This window comes from Thiomicrorhabdus sp. ZW0627 (genome assembly GCF_029767005.1).
Taxonomy (GTDB): Bacteria; Pseudomonadota; Gammaproteobacteria; order Thiomicrospirales; family Thiomicrospiraceae; genus Thiomicrorhabdus.
In genome coordinates, this window is record NZ_JARUQR010000001.1 from 1,006,108 (window position 1) to 1,026,944 (window position 20,837).

At 50.6% G+C, this 20,837-nt stretch carries 24 protein-coding genes; 8 read left to right on the top strand and 16 right to left on the bottom strand.

Annotation, left to right across the window (positions count from 1 at the left end):
• Window positions 1-4 precede the first annotated feature (4 nt).
• On the top strand, window positions 5-1,336 hold the full coding sequence (locus QCB45_RS04795) for a 3-deoxy-D-manno-octulosonic acid transferase (RefSeq protein ID WP_279419709.1): 1,332 nt from the start codon (window positions 5-7) through the stop codon (window positions 1,334-1,336).
• 106 nt (window positions 1,337-1,442) lie between these two features.
• Here the strand turns inward: QCB45_RS04795 and QCB45_RS04800 are convergent, their stop codons facing one another.
• The 5 genes from QCB45_RS04800 to dapF all read right to left on the bottom strand — a co-directional run bounded on the left by QCB45_RS04800 (window position 1,443) and on the right by dapF (window position 5,197).
• Window positions 1,443-2,000 carry a YqhA family protein gene (locus QCB45_RS04800; protein WP_279419710.1) on the bottom strand — a complete coding sequence of 186 codons (558 nt, stop codon included), beginning with the start codon at window positions 1,998-2,000 and terminating at the stop codon, window positions 1,443-1,445.
• 20 nt (window positions 2,001-2,020) lie between these two features.
• Entirely contained in the window at window positions 2,021-2,563 is a 543-nt protein-coding gene (gene hslV / locus QCB45_RS04805) for an ATP-dependent protease subunit HslV (protein ID WP_279419711.1), read from the bottom strand.
• 161 nt (window positions 2,564-2,724) lie between these two features.
• Window positions 2,725-3,684, bottom strand: a complete 960-nt coding sequence (locus QCB45_RS04810) for a tyrosine recombinase XerC (RefSeq protein WP_279419712.1) — start codon at window positions 3,682-3,684, stop codon at window positions 2,725-2,727.
• A gap of 6 nt (window positions 3,685-3,690) precedes the next feature.
• On the bottom strand, window positions 3,691-4,368 hold the full coding sequence (locus QCB45_RS04815; RefSeq protein WP_279419713.1) for a DUF484 family protein: 678 nt from the start codon (window positions 4,366-4,368) through the stop codon (window positions 3,691-3,693).
• Window positions 4,361-5,197, bottom strand: coding sequence for a diaminopimelate epimerase (dapF, locus tag QCB45_RS04820; RefSeq protein ID WP_279419714.1), 837 nt, complete (start codon window positions 5,195-5,197; stop codon window positions 4,361-4,363). The genes QCB45_RS04815 and dapF overlap by 8 nt, the downstream gene beginning before the upstream one ends.
• A gap of 135 nt (window positions 5,198-5,332) precedes the next feature.
• Here dapF and hslU point away from each other — a divergent pair, with 135 nt between their 5' ends.
• Genes hslU through QCB45_RS04855 form a run of 7 tightly spaced genes read left to right on the top strand, consistent with a single transcriptional unit; the run spans window position 5,333 to window position 11,330 of the window.
• The gene (gene hslU / locus QCB45_RS04825) at window positions 5,333-6,661 is read left to right on the top strand and encodes an ATP-dependent protease ATPase subunit HslU (RefSeq protein WP_279420012.1); all 1,329 of its coding nucleotides are present in this window, start codon (window positions 5,333-5,335) and stop codon (window positions 6,659-6,661) included.
• 15 nt (window positions 6,662-6,676) lie between these two features.
• Window positions 6,677-7,057, top strand: a complete 381-nt coding sequence (locus tag QCB45_RS04830; RefSeq protein WP_279419715.1) for a DUF971 domain-containing protein — start codon at window positions 6,677-6,679, stop codon at window positions 7,055-7,057.
• Between the two features lie 36 nt (window positions 7,058-7,093).
• Complete coding sequence (ubiE, locus tag QCB45_RS04835) at window positions 7,094-7,846, top strand: bifunctional demethylmenaquinone methyltransferase/2-methoxy-6-polyprenyl-1,4-benzoquinol methylase UbiE (protein WP_279419716.1); 753 nt, start codon at window positions 7,094-7,096, stop codon at window positions 7,844-7,846.
• On the top strand, window positions 7,846-8,439 hold the full coding sequence (locus tag QCB45_RS04840) for an SCP2 sterol-binding domain-containing protein (protein ID WP_279419717.1): 594 nt from the start codon (window positions 7,846-7,848) through the stop codon (window positions 8,437-8,439). The genes ubiE and QCB45_RS04840 overlap by 1 nt, the downstream gene beginning before the upstream one ends.
• A gap of 14 nt (window positions 8,440-8,453) precedes the next feature.
• Window positions 8,454-10,085: a ubiquinone biosynthesis regulatory protein kinase UbiB gene (gene ubiB / locus QCB45_RS04845; protein WP_279419718.1), complete on the top strand. Its 1,632-nt coding sequence runs from the start codon at window positions 8,454-8,456 to the stop codon at window positions 10,083-10,085.
• A 56-nt stretch (window positions 10,086-10,141) separates the two neighbouring features.
• Window positions 10,142-10,786: a hypothetical protein gene (locus QCB45_RS04850; RefSeq protein ID WP_279419719.1), complete on the top strand. Its 645-nt coding sequence runs from the start codon at window positions 10,142-10,144 to the stop codon at window positions 10,784-10,786.
• Between the two features lie 22 nt (window positions 10,787-10,808).
• Entirely contained in the window at window positions 10,809-11,330 is a 522-nt protein-coding gene (locus tag QCB45_RS04855; protein WP_279419720.1) for a hypothetical protein, read from the top strand.
• A 71-nt stretch (window positions 11,331-11,401) separates the two neighbouring features.
• Here the strand turns inward: QCB45_RS04855 and QCB45_RS04860 are convergent, their stop codons facing one another.
• From QCB45_RS04860 to gspF, 11 genes are read right to left on the bottom strand one after another with little or no spacing between them, the layout of a single operon-like run.
• Window positions 11,402-11,962 carry a hypothetical protein gene (locus tag QCB45_RS04860; protein ID WP_279419721.1) on the bottom strand — a complete coding sequence of 187 codons (561 nt, stop codon included), beginning with the start codon at window positions 11,960-11,962 and terminating at the stop codon, window positions 11,402-11,404.
• A gap of 24 nt (window positions 11,963-11,986) precedes the next feature.
• On the bottom strand, window positions 11,987-13,954 hold the full coding sequence (locus QCB45_RS04865; RefSeq protein ID WP_279419722.1) for a S8 family serine peptidase: 1,968 nt from the start codon (window positions 13,952-13,954) through the stop codon (window positions 11,987-11,989).
• Between the two features lies 1 nt (window position 13,955).
• Window positions 13,956-14,750, bottom strand: a complete 795-nt coding sequence (gene gspN / locus QCB45_RS04870) for a type II secretion system protein N (protein WP_279419723.1) — start codon at window positions 14,748-14,750, stop codon at window positions 13,956-13,958.
• Complete coding sequence (gspM, locus tag QCB45_RS04875) at window positions 14,747-15,235, bottom strand: type II secretion system protein GspM (RefSeq protein WP_279419724.1); 489 nt, start codon at window positions 15,233-15,235, stop codon at window positions 14,747-14,749. The genes gspN and gspM overlap by 4 nt, the downstream gene beginning before the upstream one ends.
• Complete coding sequence (gspL, locus tag QCB45_RS04880) at window positions 15,219-16,469, bottom strand: type II secretion system protein GspL (protein ID WP_279419725.1); 1,251 nt, start codon at window positions 16,467-16,469, stop codon at window positions 15,219-15,221. The genes gspM and gspL overlap by 17 nt, the downstream gene beginning before the upstream one ends.
• Complete coding sequence (gene gspK, locus QCB45_RS04885; protein ID WP_279419726.1) at window positions 16,450-17,451, bottom strand: type II secretion system minor pseudopilin GspK; 1,002 nt, start codon at window positions 17,449-17,451, stop codon at window positions 16,450-16,452. The genes gspL and gspK overlap by 20 nt, the downstream gene beginning before the upstream one ends.
• On the bottom strand, window positions 17,448-18,107 hold the full coding sequence (gene gspJ, locus QCB45_RS04890; protein ID WP_279419727.1) for a type II secretion system minor pseudopilin GspJ: 660 nt from the start codon (window positions 18,105-18,107) through the stop codon (window positions 17,448-17,450). The genes gspK and gspJ overlap by 4 nt, the downstream gene beginning before the upstream one ends.
• 41 nt (window positions 18,108-18,148) lie before the next feature.
• Window positions 18,149-18,535, bottom strand: a complete 387-nt coding sequence (gspI, locus tag QCB45_RS04895) for a type II secretion system minor pseudopilin GspI (protein ID WP_279419728.1) — start codon at window positions 18,533-18,535, stop codon at window positions 18,149-18,151.
• Window positions 18,535-19,059, bottom strand: coding sequence for a prepilin-type N-terminal cleavage/methylation domain-containing protein (locus tag QCB45_RS04900; RefSeq protein ID WP_279419729.1), 525 nt, complete (start codon window positions 19,057-19,059; stop codon window positions 18,535-18,537). The genes gspI and QCB45_RS04900 overlap by 1 nt, the downstream gene beginning before the upstream one ends.
• Before the next feature lie 24 nt (window positions 19,060-19,083).
• A complete protein-coding gene (gene gspG, locus QCB45_RS04905; protein WP_279419730.1) occupies window positions 19,084-19,551 on the bottom strand; it encodes a type II secretion system major pseudopilin GspG in 468 nt (155 codons plus the stop codon).
• A gap of 42 nt (window positions 19,552-19,593) precedes the next feature.
• A complete protein-coding gene (gspF, locus tag QCB45_RS04910; protein WP_279419731.1) occupies window positions 19,594-20,817 on the bottom strand; it encodes a type II secretion system inner membrane protein GspF in 1,224 nt (407 codons plus the stop codon).
• Window positions 20,818-20,837 lie beyond the last annotated feature (20 nt).

Below are 20,837 nucleotides of genomic sequence, written 5' to 3' on the forward strand. Positions count from 1 at the left end.
CCCCATGCGACTTGGCGTCTACCGTTTCCTGACCACCGTGGCACTGCCATTGATTGCCTATTCGGGCTGGAAACGCTGCAAAAAACACAAGTCGCAGTGCAAACAATACCCGGATTTGCCGCCAATTCACGACTGCTTTGCATCCCGTTTCGGACGTAATCGCCAACGATACCAGACCGGTGGAATCTGGATCCACGCGGTTTCCGTCGGCGAAACCCGTTCGATATTCCCTCTACTCAATGCACTTAAAGAAGCCCACCCTGATCTACCTTTGACCGTTACCAACGGCTCAACCCAAGGTGCCATTCAAGCGCTGCAGTTCGCGCCGGTCGAAATTCAACATCAAATGATTCCTTACGACTTCAAGTTTGCAGTCAACCGCTTTCTCGATCAACTGCAACCCAAACTGGTGATCATGGTGGAAACCGAAATCTGGCCCAATCTATACCAGGCCTGTTCAGAACGCGATATTCCGATTGTGCTTGTTAACGCACGCCTTAAAGAGAAGTCTTTTCAGGCCTACAAAAAGTGGGGCGGGAAAATGCTCAAGGACGCCTTGAACCAAGCCCGCTTCATCGCTGCACAATTTCCAGTCGACGCCCAATCCTTTGAAGCGCTCGGAGCAGAACCACAGAAGATCAAGACACTTGGCAACATCAAGTTCGATATGGAAATCCCAGCAGGCCTGTTGGAAAAAGCCAACGAATGGAAAGCTCAAAACGAACTGCAGAAGCGTTTCGTCTGGGTGGCCGCCAGCACTCATGCCGACCCGAATTCACCGTCACAATTCGAGACGAGCGAAGAGAACAAGATGCTGCAGGCACATCGTCAACTCCTTAAAACCCATCCAGATGCACTGCTTATCCTAGTTCCTCGCCACGCGGATCGTTTCGGGGAGATTGCGGAACAACTCGACCAAAGTACGTTCAAATGGGCTCGCCGCAGCCAGAAACAAGCCATTAATTCAGACACACAGGTCTATCTTGCCGATACAGTCGGTGAATTAATGCAATGGTTTGCAGCCTGCAATGCCGCATTCATCGGCGGCAGTCTGGTGCCGTTCGGAGGCCATAACATTCTGGAGCCAGCCGCCTTGAACAAACCTGTTATTTCCGGCCCGCATTTCGCCAACTTGAATGCGCTTTACCAGACCTTCATCACAGAAGACGCCATCACTCTGGTCGACGACTCGCAAGCCCTCGGGCAAACTCTAACCGAACTGGCTTCCAACCCTGAGTTGCAAAAAAACGCAGGAGAAAGAGCCCATCAGGCATTTGAACACAACACCGGTGCTTTGAAAAAACTACTGGCCGAAATCAAACCGCTTCTGGACTAACCTTCTTTTAGGCTTTCAAATTCCAACCACCCGGTTTTCTTAGACAATAAAAAAGCCCCAATCAAGGGGCTTTTTTAATCATTCCTAACAGCAGGATCGAAACAGCTCAGTGGTAAGCCTTATGCGACAGATACAACGCCAAAGCCACCATCATGATTGCCAAAGCATAATAAAGCAATTCCAAAGGCTCGGTCGGCTTCAGGAAAATCGCCTGTTCAAAGAACATAACGATCAGGATCAACACGATCACTTTCGCCAAACGGTCTTTCAAATCGTCAAGAGAGCTGATGAACAGGATATTACTCGCGCCATGCTGGCTTTCCGCAATATCGATCTTGGAGATGAACAACTCATACAGCCCCAAGGAGAAAATCAACATGATCGCCCCCAACAAGAAACCGTCAACCGAACCGACCACATGCGCAACTGTCTGTGCTTTCAATAATGCACGTCCCGCGTCATCCATTTCGTGATAATGGGCCAGATGAGAAATGGTGTAGAAAATATCCACCGACGTCAGGTAAAAAATCCCGAATGCCGTAATCATACTGGCAATGACCGCAATCAACACCACGAAACGACTGTTCCACAATGCAGACTCAAACATTCTTTCCGCCTTACTAGGTCGATGCTCAGACTGACATTCCGTTTTATTGGCTTCCATCCAAATTACTCCTTTGTAAATTATTCTTTTGAACTCAACGATTCGATCGTCAGGCTATGATTGGTATAGATGCAAAGTTCCGCCGCAATGTTCAGCGACTTCTCAACTACGTCACGCGCCGACAATTCGGTATTTTCCATCAAAGCCTGCGCCGCCGAATGGGCGTAACTGCCGCCTGAACCGATGGCGATAAAGTCGTGCTGCGGTTCAATGACGTCTCCGGTTCCTGAAATCAGTAACATATTCTCCTGATCCGCCACCAACATCATCGCTTCCAACTTGCGTAAAGCACGATCGGTGCGCCAATCCTTAGCCATTTCCACAGCCGCACGCATCAACTGTCCGTTATGGGCTTGCAAACGGCCTTCAAAACGTTCGAATAATGTAAAAGCGTCTGCCGTCGCACCTGCGAAACCGGCAAGCACTTGGCCGTTATACAAGCGGCGCACCTTGCGCGCATTGCCTTTCATTACCACGTGCCCCAGTGTCACCTGACCGTCACCGCCGATGACCATTTCACCGTCGCGTTTAGCGCATAGTATCGTCGTTCCATGAAATGACATATTCAAACCCTTAAATTCTTTAAATTTACATTTATATTGGCGGCTATTCTAAATGAAAACCGTCGAATAGACGAGCGATTTGGATGTTTTAAAAGTGGGCAGGCCTGTCCGCTTTTAAAACGTCCACTAGCCCCGTTCCTTTGAAAAGAAAAGAACTGTACTTATTTGTTTTTCTTAGCCCGCGGATGCGCCTGATCGTAGACTTGTGCTAAATGCTGAAGATCCAGTTTGGTATAGATTTGAGTAGTCGACAGATTCGCATGGCCGAGCATCTCCTGAACCGCACGCAGGTCCCCGCTTGATTCAAGTACGTGGGTCGCGCAGGCATGACGCAGACGGTGCGGCGACATTTTGGTCGGAAGCCCTGCCTGTAACGTACGCTCGTCCAAGCGTTTCTGTACACTTCGTACACTCAAGCGACGGCCGCTGCGATTGACGAACACGGCCGGCTCGTCTTCCTTGGCATAATCCGAACGGATCTTCAACCATTCGGCAATCGCCTGTTGCGCCTTAGAGCCAACCGGAGCCAACCGAGCCTTCTGACCTTTACCCAACACAAATACCCAACCGGAGCGAACTTGATCCAGTCCCGGCGTCAGATCCAGTTCGGTACATTCCGAAACACGCAAGCCGGCAGAATACAGCAGTTCGAAAATAGCCTGGTCACGCACATCCTGCCAAGTCTTCAAAGGCTGTTCCAACAATTTACGGGTCCAGTCCACATCCAGGCTTTTCGGTAACGGTTTAGGTTGTTTGGGCGATTTGACGCCTTTCGCCGGATTCTTGGCCACCAGCCCCTCTTCCAACAGAAAATCATAAAAAGAACGAATCGCAGACAGTTGACGGGCGACCGTGCGTGCGCTGACGCCCTGTTGTACGCGATAACCGAGAAATGCACGAATGGCTTCCGAATCGACCAGGTTCCAGCCGTCGAATTTAGCCAAGGTTTGTTCAAGCCCGGAATTCCGACTGGAGTCATGAAGATTCTCGTCCAGGTCACTCAGGTCGTCGGCAAAATAAAAACCTAGAAACGCTTCGATATCACGCTGATAATTCAAAATGGTGTGAGGCGAGCGATTCTGCAGTTTCAGATTCAACAAAAACGCTTCCAGGGCTTGCATGATGAATTACTCGATAAACAGGTGTGAAAGACGGGCTGTGACCATTTCACCCATGATTCTCAAAAAATAAGTACCGAGGTTCGGGTGGAAACGGTCGGTAGTACTGCCCAAGGCCAACACGCCCCAAACACGCTTTTCCCCGAGCGGCAACAAACAAACTGACTGCATCGGTTTGTCCGTATGGAACAAGCCCTTCTGCCATGAATCTTCCAACAGCCCGCACGCAGGCTCTTCCGGTTGCAAGGTCGACTTCAAAGTCTCCACCCAAGTCTGACTGATCCCCAGCTGGGTAATGCCGTGCAGACTGGTCGAAGGTACGTCCCAGGAGACCAAGGCAACCTCTTCGACCTGAAAACGCTGCTGCATCTCTTCAATGATACAGTCCACCGCCTGCTGTTCGCTGCGTGCGGCCATCAAGGCTTTGGTAAATTCCTTGACCTTGTTGAATAACTGGCCGTTCTCACCCGCGATGTTAATCAAAGTGTCGACTTCCACTTGCAATTCATCGCGCTGCTTGCGCAACTGATAGATCTGCCTTTCCAAAAGAGAAACCGCCTTACCGGTTTCAGGGTGGGGAATGCTCAACTCGTCGAGAAGGTTGGGGAACACATGAAAGAACTCGCGGTTGCGGTTCAGGAAGTTTGCAACATCCTCTTCATGGATGTCGTTCAACAAGCTAGACATTCTCGATTTCTCCCTCAAAAACAGTTTCGGCCGGACCGGTCATCCAAACAGGCGATTCTCGATCACCGTTCCAAGCGATTTTCAAATCGCCGCCCGGCAGAGAAACCGTCACTTCGTCTCCCACTTCACCCCAGTTACGGTACACCACCATCGCCGCACAAGCACCAGTCCCACATGCCAACGTTTCTTCGGCACCGCGTTCATAAACACGTAATTTAATATGAGCGGCGTCCACCTTCTCTGCAAAACCGACATTCACACGTTCTGGAAAGGTATCGTGCGATTCGATTGCCGAACCCAAACTGGCAACAGGCGCCTGACCGATATCCGAAACCCTGACGACGGCATGCGGATTACCCATCGAAACCGCGCCAATCTCAATCACCTCACCGTTCACTTCCAAATCATAGACCTCTTTTTCAGTCGGCATATCGAAAGGCAGTTTTTGTGGCAGGAAATGCGGCGCGCCCATATTCACGCGCACCCAACCGCTATTTTCCACATACAGCACGATAATACCCGATGCGGTCTCCACTCGGATTTCGGTCCGGTCGGTCAAACCTTTGTCATAAACGAACTTTGCGAAGCAGCGTGCGCCGTTACCACACTGCTGAACCTCTGAACCATCAGCATTGAAGATGCGGTAACGGAAATCCACTCCTGGGGTTTCCGTGGATTCAACGACCAACAATTGGTCGAACCCCACGCCAAAATGTCGATCAGACCAGCGCTTGATTTGAGTGGAAGAAAGGTTAACGGTTTGATGTATGGCATCAATGACCATGAAGTCATTTCCCAAGCCATGCATTTTGGTGAATTTCAAGCCCATCAGGCACCTTATATTTATTATGGTTATTACGTTTTCAAATGATTATAAACGCAAATCTATCACGCGCACAGGGAATACGCAAACCAGAGCATTTTCCTTTATAATGCATCTATTATCGTTAAACATTCAGGATAGATTTACCCCATGATGACTCCAAAAGAGATTGTTCACAGTTTAGACACCCACATTGTTGGTCAGAGTGAGGCGAAACGTGCAGTGGCCATCGCACTTCGTAACCGCTGGCGTCGAACTCAACTCTCCGAAGAGATGCGCCAGGAAGTCACCCCAAAAAACATTCTGATGATCGGGCCGACCGGTGTCGGTAAAACCGAAATTGCACGCCGTCTAGCGAAGCTGGCGAATTCACCGTTCCTGAAAATCGAAGCCACCAAGTTCACCGAAGTGGGTTACGTCGGGCGAGACGTCGATTCCATCATCCGAGATCTGATGGAGAACGCCATCAAAATGACCCGCGAACAAGCGATGCAGAAAGTCCAACGTCAGGCGGAAGATGCCGCCGAAGAACGCGTTCTGGACATTCTATTGCCGCCGGCCCGCGGTCGCGAAGGCGACAGTTACGACAACATGTCCGAAACCCGCCAGAAATTCCGAAAACGCCTGCGTGAAGGTGATTTGGACGACAAAGAAATTGAAGTCAACATCAGCGCGACGCCAGCGCATGTCGAAATCCTCGGAGCACCGGGACTGGAAGACATGACCCAGCAGTTGCAGAACATGTTCGAAGGCATGAACCAGGGCAAAAAAGAGAAGCGCAAGATGCCGATCAAGAATGCTCTTAAAGCACTGGCCGAAGAAGAGGCACAGCGCCTGGTCAACGAAGAAGACATCAAAACCCAAGCGATTGAAGCGGTCGAACAGAACGGTATCGTCTTCATAGATGAAATCGACAAAGTCGCCAAGCGTCAGGATGCAGGTGGCGGTGACGTTTCCCGTGAAGGGGTTCAGCGAGACCTATTGCCGTTGATCGAAGGTTCGACGGTGTCAACTAAATACGGCATGATCAAAACAGATCACATCCTGTTCATCGCGTCCGGTGCCTTCCACTTGGCGAAACCGTCCGACCTGATTCCGGAACTGCAGGGCCGTCTACCAATCCGCGTCGAACTGCAATCGCTGAAAGTCGAAGATTTTGTGCGAATCCTGACCGAACCGAAAGCGGCGTTGACCACTCAGGCGATCGCCCTGATGAAAACCGAAGGCGTCGATTTGAGCTTCACTAACGGCGGCATCCAACGCATTGCGGAAATCGCTTTCCAGGTCAACGAAACCACGGAAAATATCGGTGCCCGCCGCTTGCATACGGTTCTGGAAAGACTGCTGGAAGAGATCTCTTTCGAAGCTCCGGATAAAGTCGGTACCGCTATCGAAATCACTCCGGAGTTCGTCGAGGAACGTCTTGGCGAACTGGCGCAGGATCAAGACCTGTCGCAGTACATTCTGTAAGAACAGGACGCTGTCATGCCGCATCCGACCGACATCAAACTCCACCAGCTGTCAAAGGTATTGGAAATCACCTTCGACAACGGCGAAACCTTCAAACTGCCATGCGAGTACCTGCGGGTCTACTCGCAGTCGGCGGAAGTCACCGGACACGCACCTGGGCAAGAAGTACTTCAAGTCGGTAAGCAGGACGTCAACATCGAAAACATCACCCCGGTGGGCAACTATGCAGTGAAATTGCATTTCAACGACGGCCACGACAGCGGCATCTATACCTGGGAACGCCTCTACGATCTGGGGAAACACCAAGAAGAATACTGGGTGGACTACCTGCGCAGATTGATGCGTGCCGGTCACGACCATGAAGATTTACAGCGTCTCAAGGCGCAAAGCCGATAAACCGAACAACACTCTTATCAAACATAGGCAACCATTATGAGTCAGCAGAAGAAAACCATTGATTTCGGATTTAGCGAAGTACCGCTTGAAGAGAAAGTCAAAAAAGTAAAAGGCGTATTCGACTCGGTTGCCGATAAATACGACGTCATGAACGACGTCATGTCTTTCGGGATTCACCGTCTGTGGAAACGCCACACCATCGAACTCAGCGGCATCCGTCCGGGCAACAGTGTTCTGGATCTGGCAGGCGGTACCGGCGACCTGACCAAGGAGTTCGCCAAACGCGTCGGCAAGAGCGGCCGCGTAGTGCTGGCGGACATCAACGAGAGTATGGTGCGTGTCGGACGCGACCGTTTGATCAACCAGGGCATCGCCGGCAACGTCGATTACACGATCACCAATGCGGAAGCCCTGGGCTTTCCCGACAATACGTTCGACCTGGCGACCATCGCCTTCGGATTGCGTAACGTCACCAATAAAGACAAGGCGCTTGAAGAACTCTACCGTGTTCTCAAACCGGGCGGACAACTGATGGTGCTCGAATTCTCGAAAGTCACCCAGCCTCTGCTGGCCAAAGCTTACGACTTTTACTCGTTCAACATCCTGCCAAAGATGGGCAAGCTGATTGCCGACGACGAAGCCAGTTATCAGTATCTGGCGGAATCGATCCGTATGCACCCGGATCAGGACACATTGAAACAGATGATGCTTGATGCCGGTTTCGACAAGGCTGAATACCTCAATATGAGCGAAGGTATCGTCGCATTGCACCGAGGCTGGAAATACTGATGATGCTCAATAAGGCGTTGGAATTCATTCTCAACGAAGCCATCCGTCTTGATGAAGGACACGGCGCCGCCTTCAAACCGTTGGAGGACAAGGTTTTCACCTTGACGCTTAATGACTTGGGAACGACCTCACATCTGCTGTTCACGGCTTATGGCGTCAGTGTGCAAAGCGATCTGCAAGGCGATGCCGATGCCACGATCGAAACCTCTCTGGTCGCTCTGTTGGCGCTACCTCAGACCTCAGAACTGAAAGGAGCCGTTTTCCATGGAGACGAGCCGCTGGCGGAACAGTTCGTCGACGCTTTGAACTCTTTGGAAATCGATTGGGAAGAACACTTGTCGCACTACACAGGTGACTTGATCGCCTTCAAGGTTGGTCACGCCGCACGCTCTGTGATGCAAACCAAACAGGGCATCAAACAACAGGCCGGCGACACTTTAAAGGAATACCTGCAATTCGAGATCAACGCCTTGCCGACCAAATCGCAAGTGCAACGCTTCAATCAACAGGTCGTTCAAATCCATCAATCGGTTGACGCACTGGAAAACCGCATCGACACTTTACTGAAATCCGCCACGACGGCCTCACATTAACAGAACACGACTCAATGAAACTACTGAAACAACTGTCGCGAATCATCAAAATCAACCGAGTGCTGACGCACTACCAGATCGACCGCATGGTGCTGTCCAACAGCCGATACGCCTGGCTGATATTCGTCAACCAGTTGCTGCCTTGGAATTGGCGGAGCAAATCCAAAGCCAGCCGCGGCGAGCGCATCCGCTTCGCGCTAGAAGAGTTAGGGCCGATTTTCATCAAACTCGGACAGGCGTTATCAACTCGAAAAGATTTGCTGCCTCAAGACATCTCCGTGGAACTAACCAAACTTCAGGACGACTGCCCACCGTTTGACGAGGCACACTCCAAACAAATCATCGAACAAGCATTGAAAAAGCCGGTTGAAGACGCTTTCGCCAGCTTCGATCCGGTTCCTATGGCTTCGGCTTCAATCGCCCAGGTGCATGCAGCAACGCTACACAACGGCATCGACGTAGTCGTCAAGGTTGTGCGCCCAGACATCAAGCCGGTCATCGAACAAGATGTCAGCATCATGTTCAGCCTAGCAGGCCTGCTGGAAAAAGCGGTGAAGGAAACCCGTCGGCTTCATCCTGTGGAAGTGGTGTCTGAATTCGAGAAGACCATTCTCGACGAACTCGACATGATGCGTGAAGCAGCCAACGCCACCCAGCTACGCCGCAACTTCGAAGATTCAGACCTGCTGTACGTGCCGGAAGTTTACTGGTCACACACCAACGACAACGTCATGACCATGGAACGCATCTACGGCACACGCATCAGTGAAACCGAAAAACTGATCGAACAAGGCATCGACCTGACCGACCTTTCCGCCAAAGGCGTGACCATCTTCTTCACCCAGGTGTTCAAGCATAATTTCTTCCATGCCGACATGCATCCGGGCAACATCTTCGTCCTGCCGGACGGTCGTTATGCAGCGATCGACTTCGGGATCATGGGCACACTGACGCCGGAAGACCAGCGTTATCTGGCAGAAAATTTCCTGGCCTTTTTCAACCGTGACTATCTGCGCGTCTCGGAACTGCACATTGAATCGGAATGGGTGCCGCGAGATACCCGTGTCAACGAATTGGAATCTGCAATCCGCGCCGTTTGCGAACCGATCTGGGATCGTCCGTTAAAGGAAATCTCTTTCGGCCTATTCCTGATGCGCCTGTTCCAGACCGCACGTCGTTTCGGCATGGAAGTGCAGCCACAGTTAGTCTTACTGCAAAAAACCTTACTAAATATTGAAGGCTTAGGCCGCCAACTGGATGACGAACTCGATCTGTGGGATACTGCTAAACCATTCCTGGAAGAATGGATGCAGGATCGTGTCGGGCCGCAAAGCCTGATCAAAAACATCAAAGCCAACCTACCTTTCTGGATCGAACAGGCGCCGCAAATGCCAGGATTGCTTCACAGCACTCTAAACAAGCTAGCGCACAACGGAGTGGGCGTACAATCCGAACAGATCACCGCCCTGCAAGATGAAATTCGTACCCAAAACCGTCAACAGCGGCAACGCATGATTGGCCTTGGATTGGTTCTCACCGGACTGTTCCTACCGCTGAGCATGCTGCCGCCAATTGAGCCGACATACGGTTTATGGGCACAAATCGGGCTTTTGGTTGTTGGCGGTTATTTCATCGCTAAAAAATGAAGCTTTAAAACGCAATAGTCTCACAATTCAACACTCTAGAGAGTAATGGAGCTGCCATGAAAAAGATTGTTTTGTTATCCCTCTCCACTTGGTTACTGGCTTCCTGCGCAAGCAGCCCTTACCCGCTCAACATGAGTGAAGAACAATGGCAGAAACTCACTCCAGAAGAACGCCATACGATGCTACTCAAACAGCAGGAATACCGTGAAACCCAGCGTTTGGAAAGCATCAAAGCCAATGCCAGACAGCGCGAACTTGATAAGCAATTGGAACTCAAGGAACAGGAACGCCTCAACCGTTTGTACAGCCACCCTGGCGGCGGAGATGTTGTACGTTTCAACATCTACGGCGGCGAATACCGCTACAAAAAACAGATTTATCAACTGCAACCTTTCTCTACTTTAATCGCCCGTGGAGAGACCAAGGAAATCGATCTACAGATGCGCGATTACAAACATCACAACCACCGTGAACGCGCTTATTTGAAATATAATCCGGATGGAACCGGTATATACCTTTATTTATCGCATCCGAGTCACTATAACAATGACTATATCGCGCTGTTACGTGATCGAAGCTGGGAGTGCGGCGCCGAAAGCCGCCAAAGCTTCCAGTTTTCCAAACATGAAGCTTTGAAGGGTATGAAGTTTTATGTTGAAGAACTCAACTCAAACTGCCGAAACCCAAAACGCTACCGATGATGGCAGTGACATGGAGAATAAAATGAAAACATTTTTCACACTGATTGTATCCGCCCTTCTTCTGGCACCGCTGCCAGGCAAGGCGGGTGAAGTTCTGCCATTGGCGGTGGACCTGCAAAAAACCGGCAAAGTGGCAGAGAAATTCCAAGTCCCTGTGGTCATTTTCTACACGGCAACTTGGTGTAACTATTGTAAAATGCTGGAAGAGAACATCATCACCCCTCTTCTGGAAACCACTCCGATTGAGGAATACGCCCAATTTCAACAAGTGCTTCTGGATAAGGAACACTGGATGATGAAAGACTTCGCCGGAAACGATGTCGAAATGAAAACTTTCGGTCCTAGTCAGGGCATCGTGGTGGCGCCAACCACGCATTTTTACAACAGCAAAGGTGAACAGATTGCAGAACCGATCATCGGTCTGACATTGGAAGAACATTATCCGGCCAATCTGGAAAAACGCATCAACGAAGCGTTGGAGAAGCTGGGCAATAAGAAGCGCCTGGACATCTACAAGCTGGTAGAAGAGAGCGACGGAATCTAATCGCCGCACTCAAAAACATCGAGCATTCCGGGCAGGCCTGCCCGGAATCTATCCCTATTCAATAATCGGATTTAACGCAGACGGTATTGAGGCTCCGACAGCACCGGCGCCGCTACTTGCACATCCTTGTCCCGATCCAGCTCTTCCAACATACGGTCGTAAGACGTCACGCCACTGACATCGAAAATAGCCGAACCGCCTCTTGGCAACATCGTCAGCAATTTGAAACCATAACGTGCTGAAATCTTATCGATATCAGATTTCTGATAGGTCTTGACGATGAAGCTCGGCGTAATTACCGCATTTCGTCCGGTCGAACGGTTAAGCAACACAGGTGAGAACTCGATGGACTGATTGTTATGCCATTTCTTCACAGGGGCACAGGTCTCCTTGTCAAACCAACTCTGGTCGGTCTCATAGACGAACCAACCACCGTTTTGTTCCAACAGGGTCAGATTCCACTCTTCCGGCATCTCTTTCATCTGAGTGAAACTCGCGATCCGTTTCGGCTGATTTTCATATGCAGGACCCGCCATCTTAGCGACTAACTGACATGGCTGAGTAAACGCAAACCCTTTTGCCGGTAATATCGCCGCTGCCACCAACAGGCCTGTCCAAATTGATTTTTTCATACTTAAACTCACTCTTTACCTGTCTTAGTGACCATAGAACTTCAACGACCAACCAGTTAACTTCCCGGTACCAGAGTCCGCTATTATATTTTTATCGGAAAGGATAGCATCACCATCTAAATCACGTACTATCAGAGTCCAATCACCCGCACTGCTCTCACCGTAAAAAGCGTGACTGATTAATTTCAAGCTGTTCATATCGTAACCAGCTTTGTAGGCATTAAACGGCGTCAGTAAAATACTTTCCGTTCCTGAAGGGGATCGCAGGACTACCTGATAATCGCTCATATCAATTTTGTTATCGGCCGTGCCTTCGGATAAAACATCACCAACGTCTTTAATACTCAAGGTCAATTCCACACTCTCTACAACTAGGTTATCTGCAACATTTACATACGGTGCAGGCACCAAACCAACAGCGCTGTTATCCGGTATCTGATTTGCGGTAGGAACGGGACCGACAATATCGGCAGTAGTTTGCAGAGCCGCCATAGTCGTACCATTGGTTTTCCAGTCCAGCGCCATTTGGATTGCGGCATTGGTATCCGGTGCTCCGAAGCCATAAGCATTACTATATAGATAATGATTTCCAGTATGCGGATTAACTGCCGCATTACTGACCCACCCTTGTTCCAACGTGACCAATTGCCCACCAAGCAGGAGCGTTTTAGCCGCCAGATTCGGATCAAGCTTCCGTGCCGTAGTCGCCAGGATATATTTGACGTCTCGCCAAGTCAGGTTGGGATTGGCTTGCAACATCAAAGCGGCAATACCACTCATGACCGGCGTCGAAGACGAGGTGCCGTTAAACGCAGAGAAATAATTACACTGTTCGTTGCCGGTGCCGTTCACACCGGTATTGAAATCGGAAGTATAAGGTAGATAACCCAATATATCGGCCGTAGATTGGTTCTGACTGAAACCGTAAGTGCATCCGCTCATGTCAGTGGTGACCAGTGCAGGATGATCCACACCGTATTCACCCGCCGGACCAACCATCCATAGCGCCGAGCCGGTATTGGCATAACTTGAACGCTTGTCGTCTGCATTAAAACCACCGATAACCATCAGGAAAGGGTTCACGTTCTGATTTTCCATATTGACGTTGTAACAGGTCAGGCCATTGTCGTTTGCCTGTTTGCACCAAGATGATGTGAATACCGTCCCGCCGGCGTATTCATTCCCTGCAGCCTTGAGGTAAACGGCTCCTTTTCCACCTCGCAGGTTCTGTGTTCCCCACTCATAGCCGTCAATCATCGCAGTATCATACGAAGCGTTTTCATTGGTCCCTTGATATGGGTTACGTCCGTAACTCATATTAAAGACATCAATGCTTTGATCACTATATAGTTCTGGATAAGCGGACACCGCACTTGAGTATCCAATGGCCGCCAGTTCCATATTCAGATCGAAACTTGAATACAACAGGTTATATCCAACCAGTTCAGCTTGCGGTGCCACGCCCCAGATGCCGAGTTCATTCCCGCCCCGGGCCATTGCCAACCCAGCGACGGACACACCGTGATAACCGCTCGGATTCGCTACAGTAGCCGGTGGCGTCGGATCATGCAGATCCTTGGTATTACTGCTGGAATAAAAGTTATAGGAAGCACCCAACAGAACGTTGGCGGCCAGGTCTTCATGAGCAATGTCGACACCGTTATCGATGATGGCAACCTGAATACCGTCCCCGGTATATCCCTTCGCATAGGCTGCGGCCGAATCCACTGAACCGTCAAATACCCGAATGTCGGCATAGGTACCTTCGTCGTTTACCGTGCCGCCGGTATTTGAAGTACTCAGTGCCGCCTGTCCGTAGTTATATAGATACCACTGATGTTGGACAAACGGATCGTTGATAGCGCTGATCAGCTCATCAGGAACCGGAACTGGCGCAGGCGCGACCGGCGTATCCGAACCACCTCCGCCACCGCACCCGGCAAGCAGGCCGGTTAGAAACAGAGTCGAGACATAACCGCGCCGGATTTTCATCTTACCACCGTCCTTTTTGCACCAAGGTCGCCAAAACCGGCGTTTTCTTTCGCATCATCAAATCGACCCAATCCGGCATGCTCTTAGCATTGTCGGCCTGAATCTTCAAATCATGCTGGAACGTTTTCGCACCGAGCAGCGAATTGCCGCTCAATTCCCAGCCAGCTCCGCCACCAATCAGATTCAACGCAACCTGTTGATTCTTCATTTCCGGCTTAACCTTCAAACTTGGAATTTTCATTCCCATGAAGTCCATCCCGCTGATTTGAAGTTCACCTTCGACTGCCGTCAACCAATTCTGCTTTCCGTCCCAAATCATAGCCAGTTTCTGCAGAGTCAATTGCCCCTTCAACTGACCGAAACCGCGAACGGCATTCGGTAAAAAGGGTTGTAGAGCAGCCAACTGCCACTGCCCGTCCAAGTCGCTCAATTCGATTTGGTTTTGATCCAACAAACCCGTATTCACTTTCCAGCTTGCTCCGCCAAGCGCATTGTTCAAAGATATGCTTAAATTCGCATTCATCATCAACAATGCCCAAGGACTAAGCTGCCAATCCAGTTCCGCAGAAAACACACTTTGAGGAGACTGCGAGAAACGCAATTGAGTTCGGCCGTTCCATAAAGTGCCCTGAGGCTCAGATAACTGCATCGACTTAGGCAATTGCGACTGGATATCCATTTGCTTGAAGACCCAACTTGCAGGAAGGTGATACAGCAAAGACCCAATCAACACCAAGAGAAAAACCAGAAGCGGCCAAGCGGCTGAAGAAATCGTTTTCAGAAGCTTTTGAATCATTTACCCACCTCGAAACCAACCGTTGCCTGCACAATACCTTGTTTAACCGGCGTTACCTGCAAACGATTACTGACCAACCCCTGTTTTTCCAACAAAGACAGCCAGCGGAAAAAACGCGGCGCCGGAACTTCCTTGAAGCCGACATTGATCCCTTTAGCATTCGGCGTGATACTCTCCATAAAAGGCAGTAAATTCTCATCACGTAACGTCTTCTGAATACTTCCCATTAATTGCGACTGCGTCGTAAAAACCAATCCACTTCCAGCGGATTGCGTACGAGGATGTTTCACCACCTGTTCGTTCAACCATTGCCAGTCCGCCATCGCTTTTTGTTCACCCTGCATGGATTGGACGTAGCCTTTATGAATCGGCGACCAAACCAGCAAATAAAACAGAACAACGGCCAGAAACACCATCATACCGGCAATCATCGCGCGTTCCCGTTGCGCCAATTGTGACCAGGCCTGGTTAATTTGCGTCCACATACAACACTCCTTCTGCAAGAGTTTGTGAAACGTTCTTCACTTTCAATTCCACTTTCAAATCCTTACCGGCCGTTTGTGCCAACGCCTGCAGTTCACTCACCTGCGGCGACTGAACGTCAAAACTCAGCCGGCCACTGCTCTTCCAGTCCATTCCGACCACCTTAACCTTCGAAAATTGGGCGAATACAGGTTCGATTCGATTGATCAACCGGCTCGGCCCAACCATAGCCGCTGCGCCTGCAGCGCCCTGTTCAAAACCGGTTTTCGCCTGGGTACGGATATTGATGATACGTTTCACTTCCGGAAAGCGCTGTTTGAAGAGTTTTTCGGTCTGAGCCTGATACACGGAAGCCTGTTCCCGGTGTTGCTGGGTCTGCAAATACAGGCTCAAAAGATAGATGAAGATCAGGGCAACGACCAGAATCCCCGACCATTGCCAGATTTTCCAGTTACCGTTCGATTGCGCCTTCGCCTGAAACTCCCCGCTGCGTAGGTTGAATGCCCGGCAAGGGTTACGTTGACCCTTGATGCCGGTGGCGCAATCCTCGATCAAAACGGTCTCATCGACAGACTCAATCCTTACTTCACCATGCTGCTGTACGTGCAGTTGTTTAAGTTGATCAAACCAGCACTGACTGGCGGCAAATCCTTGAAATTCTCCGCTTCGTACCAACAGACGCTGATTATTCTGTTGATAAACCGACCAGGCCTGTTCATTTTGATTTTCTTCGGTTGCAGACGCATCCACCGGCGGAATCCGGAAACAATCCGCCACCAGTAACGCATGATCCAGCCCCACCTGCTGCAATTGTTCCACCCATAGTCGCATACGCTCCTTAGTGATCACCGCAACACTGACCTCGTCTTCCGGATTACGGTCCAAAGCAACAAAATGCAAACTTTCCACCGGCTCAGATAGAGACTCTTCAAGCGCATAAGGTAAGGCAGCCATCCAATCGGCGCGGCGTTTTCCGGGCACAAAGCGCTGCATCAGGCTAACCTGTTCGGTTGGAACCCAAACCACGGAAACGTCCGCGAACGCTTTTTTCAACGACTCTTTGCCTTCTCGGCCTTCCTGAGCCTGGATGAACAAAGCGGCTTCCTGAACCTCTCCGTCCGGAGTCTCCAACAGCAATCTTCCGCTCAGGTCAAACCGAACCTGTTGAAACGCAACCGGCATCTCGGATCCTTCCATAGCTTGCAATCCTTGTTTTTCAGGGTGTTTCTGCGACACTTAACCACCTTTGCACTAACTTAACTTGCTTCTTATCCGGCCGATAAAATATCGCCGATACGCCTTGCAACGACTCGCCAAAGTCGATCCGGCCATCCAATAAAAAATACTCGCTATTGACGCTCAGCATCCAATCCGGCAACGCCTTACTGACTGCTTCCGCTTCCATTCCGGTCTGCTGTCCGACGAAGCTCCTGAATGTTTCCACGCTGTTGGCCGGTTCCTTCTTGCGCTGTGCGATCCAGGAATCGGCCACTGACTCTGTCATCCAATCCGTCAAAGCCATCAACACCACTTTATCCGCTGTATTGACATTGACCGTTGTCACCGTCGGCAAAACACTCGCCGTGAGTTTTATCTGCTGCCAGACCTTGTAATCTATGCTTTGCAATCCCTGGATGTTCTTCAATTCTTCCAGCATCACCAACGGCTGGTTGGCAGCACGATAAGGCGGTTGCATCAACAAATAGGTATCGCTTTCAGCGCCACCGGGCAAACGTTCGTCATCCGAGTCCACCCAGTCGGTCAAAACCTCAGCAGGCGGCGCATCCAAACCGACCAACAGAGCCCAACGATTGATGATAGCCTGCCAAACTTTACGCTGTTCTTTATCGCTCTCCTGAACGTTATTCAGGTTCAAGCGTGCTTGAAGATCGTAAAGCTGCCCTGAAATCTCGCCCCCTTCAAACGGCACCTTAAACATAGGCTGGGCCCAAAGTTCGTTCAGGTGGTCGGTCTGGTTGTTTTTCACATCCAACAACAGCCCTTTCTTGACCCAGTCTTCCAGCCCCCAAGCAACCGACAGCGACTGGGCCTGATGCAACATATTGGTACTGCGGCTCAAGGTCAGGTGCTGCTGGTAAATCAGTTGGCTCGAAAGTGTCGCCACTAATGCGACGATCAGCAAGACCGTCAACAATGCAAAACCTTTCTGTGGTCGGCTTCGGTCACCTTTTCGGATTGGATGGATAACCGGCTTCATGGATTCTCTTCCTCTCCGGCATCCGTCGCCTGCGATGGCACACCGACCGCACTGATTTCAGCCTCAGCCCCCATGAACAGACGAGTCACCTCACCCATTCCCTCTATTTCCAAGCTCACTTCCGTTAATCTCGGCAGTGCCGTCAACACCTGTTGTTCAGTCGGCCAGCTTCGCACGTATTCATTGTTGGCGTTCAACAACCGAATCTCAAAACGCTCGACATGTTCCAGCACAGGCAATTTGGTCGGCTGCGTATCTGGAGCACGGTCAAGAACCGGCCATACAAGACGGTACAGTACTCCGTCTTCCAAACGGTAAGCGACGCGCAACAAACCGCCCATCCCATAAGGCGTGGGAAATTCGGCGATGCGCGTCAGCTCCACACCTAAATCGCGACGGTACTGAAAAGCCGGTAAGGTACCACCCAAGCCATCCTGAACCGTGCGGGGCGCTAACTGGATAAAATCCTGCTCCATCCACCAGATCGCACGCTGCAACTGCTCCATCTCGGAGGCATGCTTCTCGGTGCGGTCTTGCAATGTGACTACGCTACTGACCGTCTGATAGGCAATCACCGCGATCACCGCGGAAATCGTCAGAGCGATCAGCAGTTCAATCAAAGTGAATCCCGCCTGCCTTGATGTTGATCCTTTCATCGACTTTACTTTGTTGCAGCGGGCGCCGTTTATATCTGTTTTCACTGGCCGACCACCGTCACCAAAGTTGCTGCCGGCGTTTTTTGACCTTCCGGAGTCACCGTCATGGTCGCTTTCTTGATGTCGGGGATCAGCGTATCTTCGGTTTTCAATTCGGTCACCCAGCTCCAGTTCAGCATCTCAACTTTACGCTTGGCTTCCGGACGGCTAGAAGGCAAAACCTGCAGCCTCACCAGTTCGTCTTCCGCCACCCAAGTGGCGACAATCCGCTCGTCCAGCGCACTGTGATTACTGACCGTCAACCCCATCGCCCGCGACAAAGCAGCCAGTGCAATCGAAACCACCGCCAGAGCCACCATGACTTCGATCAGAGTGAATCCCTTTTGGCAATTACGTTTACATTTGCAAAACCGAGCAGGCCTGTTCATTACATTCCTCCATCTTCTGGCTTGCTGTCGAACTGCAACAATCCATTCCAATGTACGCTATAGGAAGACGGCTTCTGCTCCCGTGTATTGACGGCATCGGAACGTATGTTCAGTAAGATCGAACCCGCCATCACATCGCCACTTGGCCAGAACACCCAGCCCTCTTTAGGCAGATTCTGCTGCTGGGCGAACTGTTGATTGTCGATTTTCCATTCGACCACCAGCGACTCCGACCATTTCAACGGAGCGATGTCCGAATCCAACTCCCACTTTCCGCGTTGCTGACTGTAGGCGCTCAACCCCTGTTCATCAACGGCCACCAAGTACAGTCTCTGCTTCATCGCGGCCTGGTCGCGAACATAACTCAACAAAGCTTTTACGCTGCGTTCCTCAGCTCTTAACGTCGCCTGTTCGTTGGAACCTAGCGACATCATGCCGACGCTCACCACCACCGAGATGATGACGACCACCACCATCAATTCGATCAGGGTGAAGCCTCTTTGCGAAACGCGTTTCCCGGTCATGACAGGCTTCAATCCCCGTAAGGATTATTGGATATTCCAGTTACCGATGGTCGCATTCACACCTTCACCACCATCCTGGCCGTCGGCACCGTAGGTAAACAGATCAAAATCACCGTGTTCCCCCGGACTCAGGTACAGATAAGGGTTACCCCATGGATCCATAGGCATCTGTTCCAAATACTGTTTCCAATGTTTCGGTTGCGGCTCGGTAGTCGGCTGTTTCACCAAGGCTTCGATTCCCTGATCGGTCGTCGGATAGACGTAGTTATCAAGCTTATACAACTTCAATGCCGAAGAGATCGAACTGATGTCCTGCTTGGCTTTGACGATACGTGCTTCATCCGGACGATCCATCAACTTAGGTGCCACAAATGCCGCCAACACGGCCAGAATGACCACGACCACCATTAACTCGATCAAGGTAAAACCGCTCTGTTTCCCTGCTCGGCGGTTGATTTTGACCGCCTCAATCCGTGTTTGTGTGTTTTCCATTTTTTTCTCCTAACAATGTCTGTCTTGTTTCAATAATACGCTTTAACCAACCATTTGGTTCATTTCAAAGATCGGCATCATAATGGCCAGAACGATGGTCAAAACCACACCGCCCATGACAATGATCAACATCGGCTCTAAAACACTGACCAAAGTACCGGCCGCGTTTTCAACCGCCTGTTCGTAATGCACAGCACCTTTCAATAACATGTTGTCCAACTCTCCACCGCTTTCGCCGGTCTGCACCAGATTCAGCAACAACGGCGGGAAGAAACCGGCTTCTTGCATGGTCACACTGATTCTTTTCCCTTCCCTGACCTGCGAGACCATTTTTTCCACCGCGTGTTTCATTGGATCAAGGCTCATGACCTCCGCCGAAATCTTCAAAGCATCGGTGGCCGCTACACCACTAGACAACAGAACACCGACCGTTCTCGACCAACGCGCCGTGGCTGAATAAATCACAAAACGTTTCACTCCAGGTGTCCGCATCAACAGTTGATGCACTCTATAACGCCACGCCGATTGCCGCATCATCATTTTAAATCCAACGATCGCAGCCGCCAGTAAAACCAGAATCCATCCCCATTGTGCCTGGATGAATTCGCTGACCGTCAACAAACCTTGAGTCAAAGGCGGCAGGGTTTGGTTCATGTTATCGAATACGCCAACGACTTTCGGCACCACGTAAACCATCAGGAAAAAGACGATGATGACAGCCACGACCACCATCAGAATCGGATAGATCAAGGCCGTTTTCATCTTTTTATTGAGCTGGTCACGCTGTTCGATCGCATCCGCCAGACGCGACAACACTTTATCCAAATGGCCACTCTCCTCACCGGCTCGGATTGTGGCGATGAAATCCTGTCCGACACGGTAATTCGATTTCTCCAGAGCATGTGCCAGCGAATAACCTTCCGAAACCCGGGTGTGGAGATTGGCCAGAAAACGCTGCATCAATTTGGATTCAGCCTGCTGTGAAATGGACTGTAAAGCTTGAGTCAAAGGGGTACCCGCATCCAACAGCGTGTACAGCTGACGGGTTGCCAAGGCAAGATCGGAAGTTTGGATTTTCGGTGCGAAGAGTGACTGAGAGACCGCCCCTTTTGAAGTATTCTTTTTCTGTTCGATGGACTTCAATTCAACCGGAGTCAGGTTCTGTTCACGCAGCATTTGACGGACCTGACGTTCGGAATCTCCCTCCATCAGACCTTTCTTCATCTGACCCGCCGGGGTCATCGCTTTGTATTCAAATGCAGCCATGGATGCTATCTGTCTCTTTA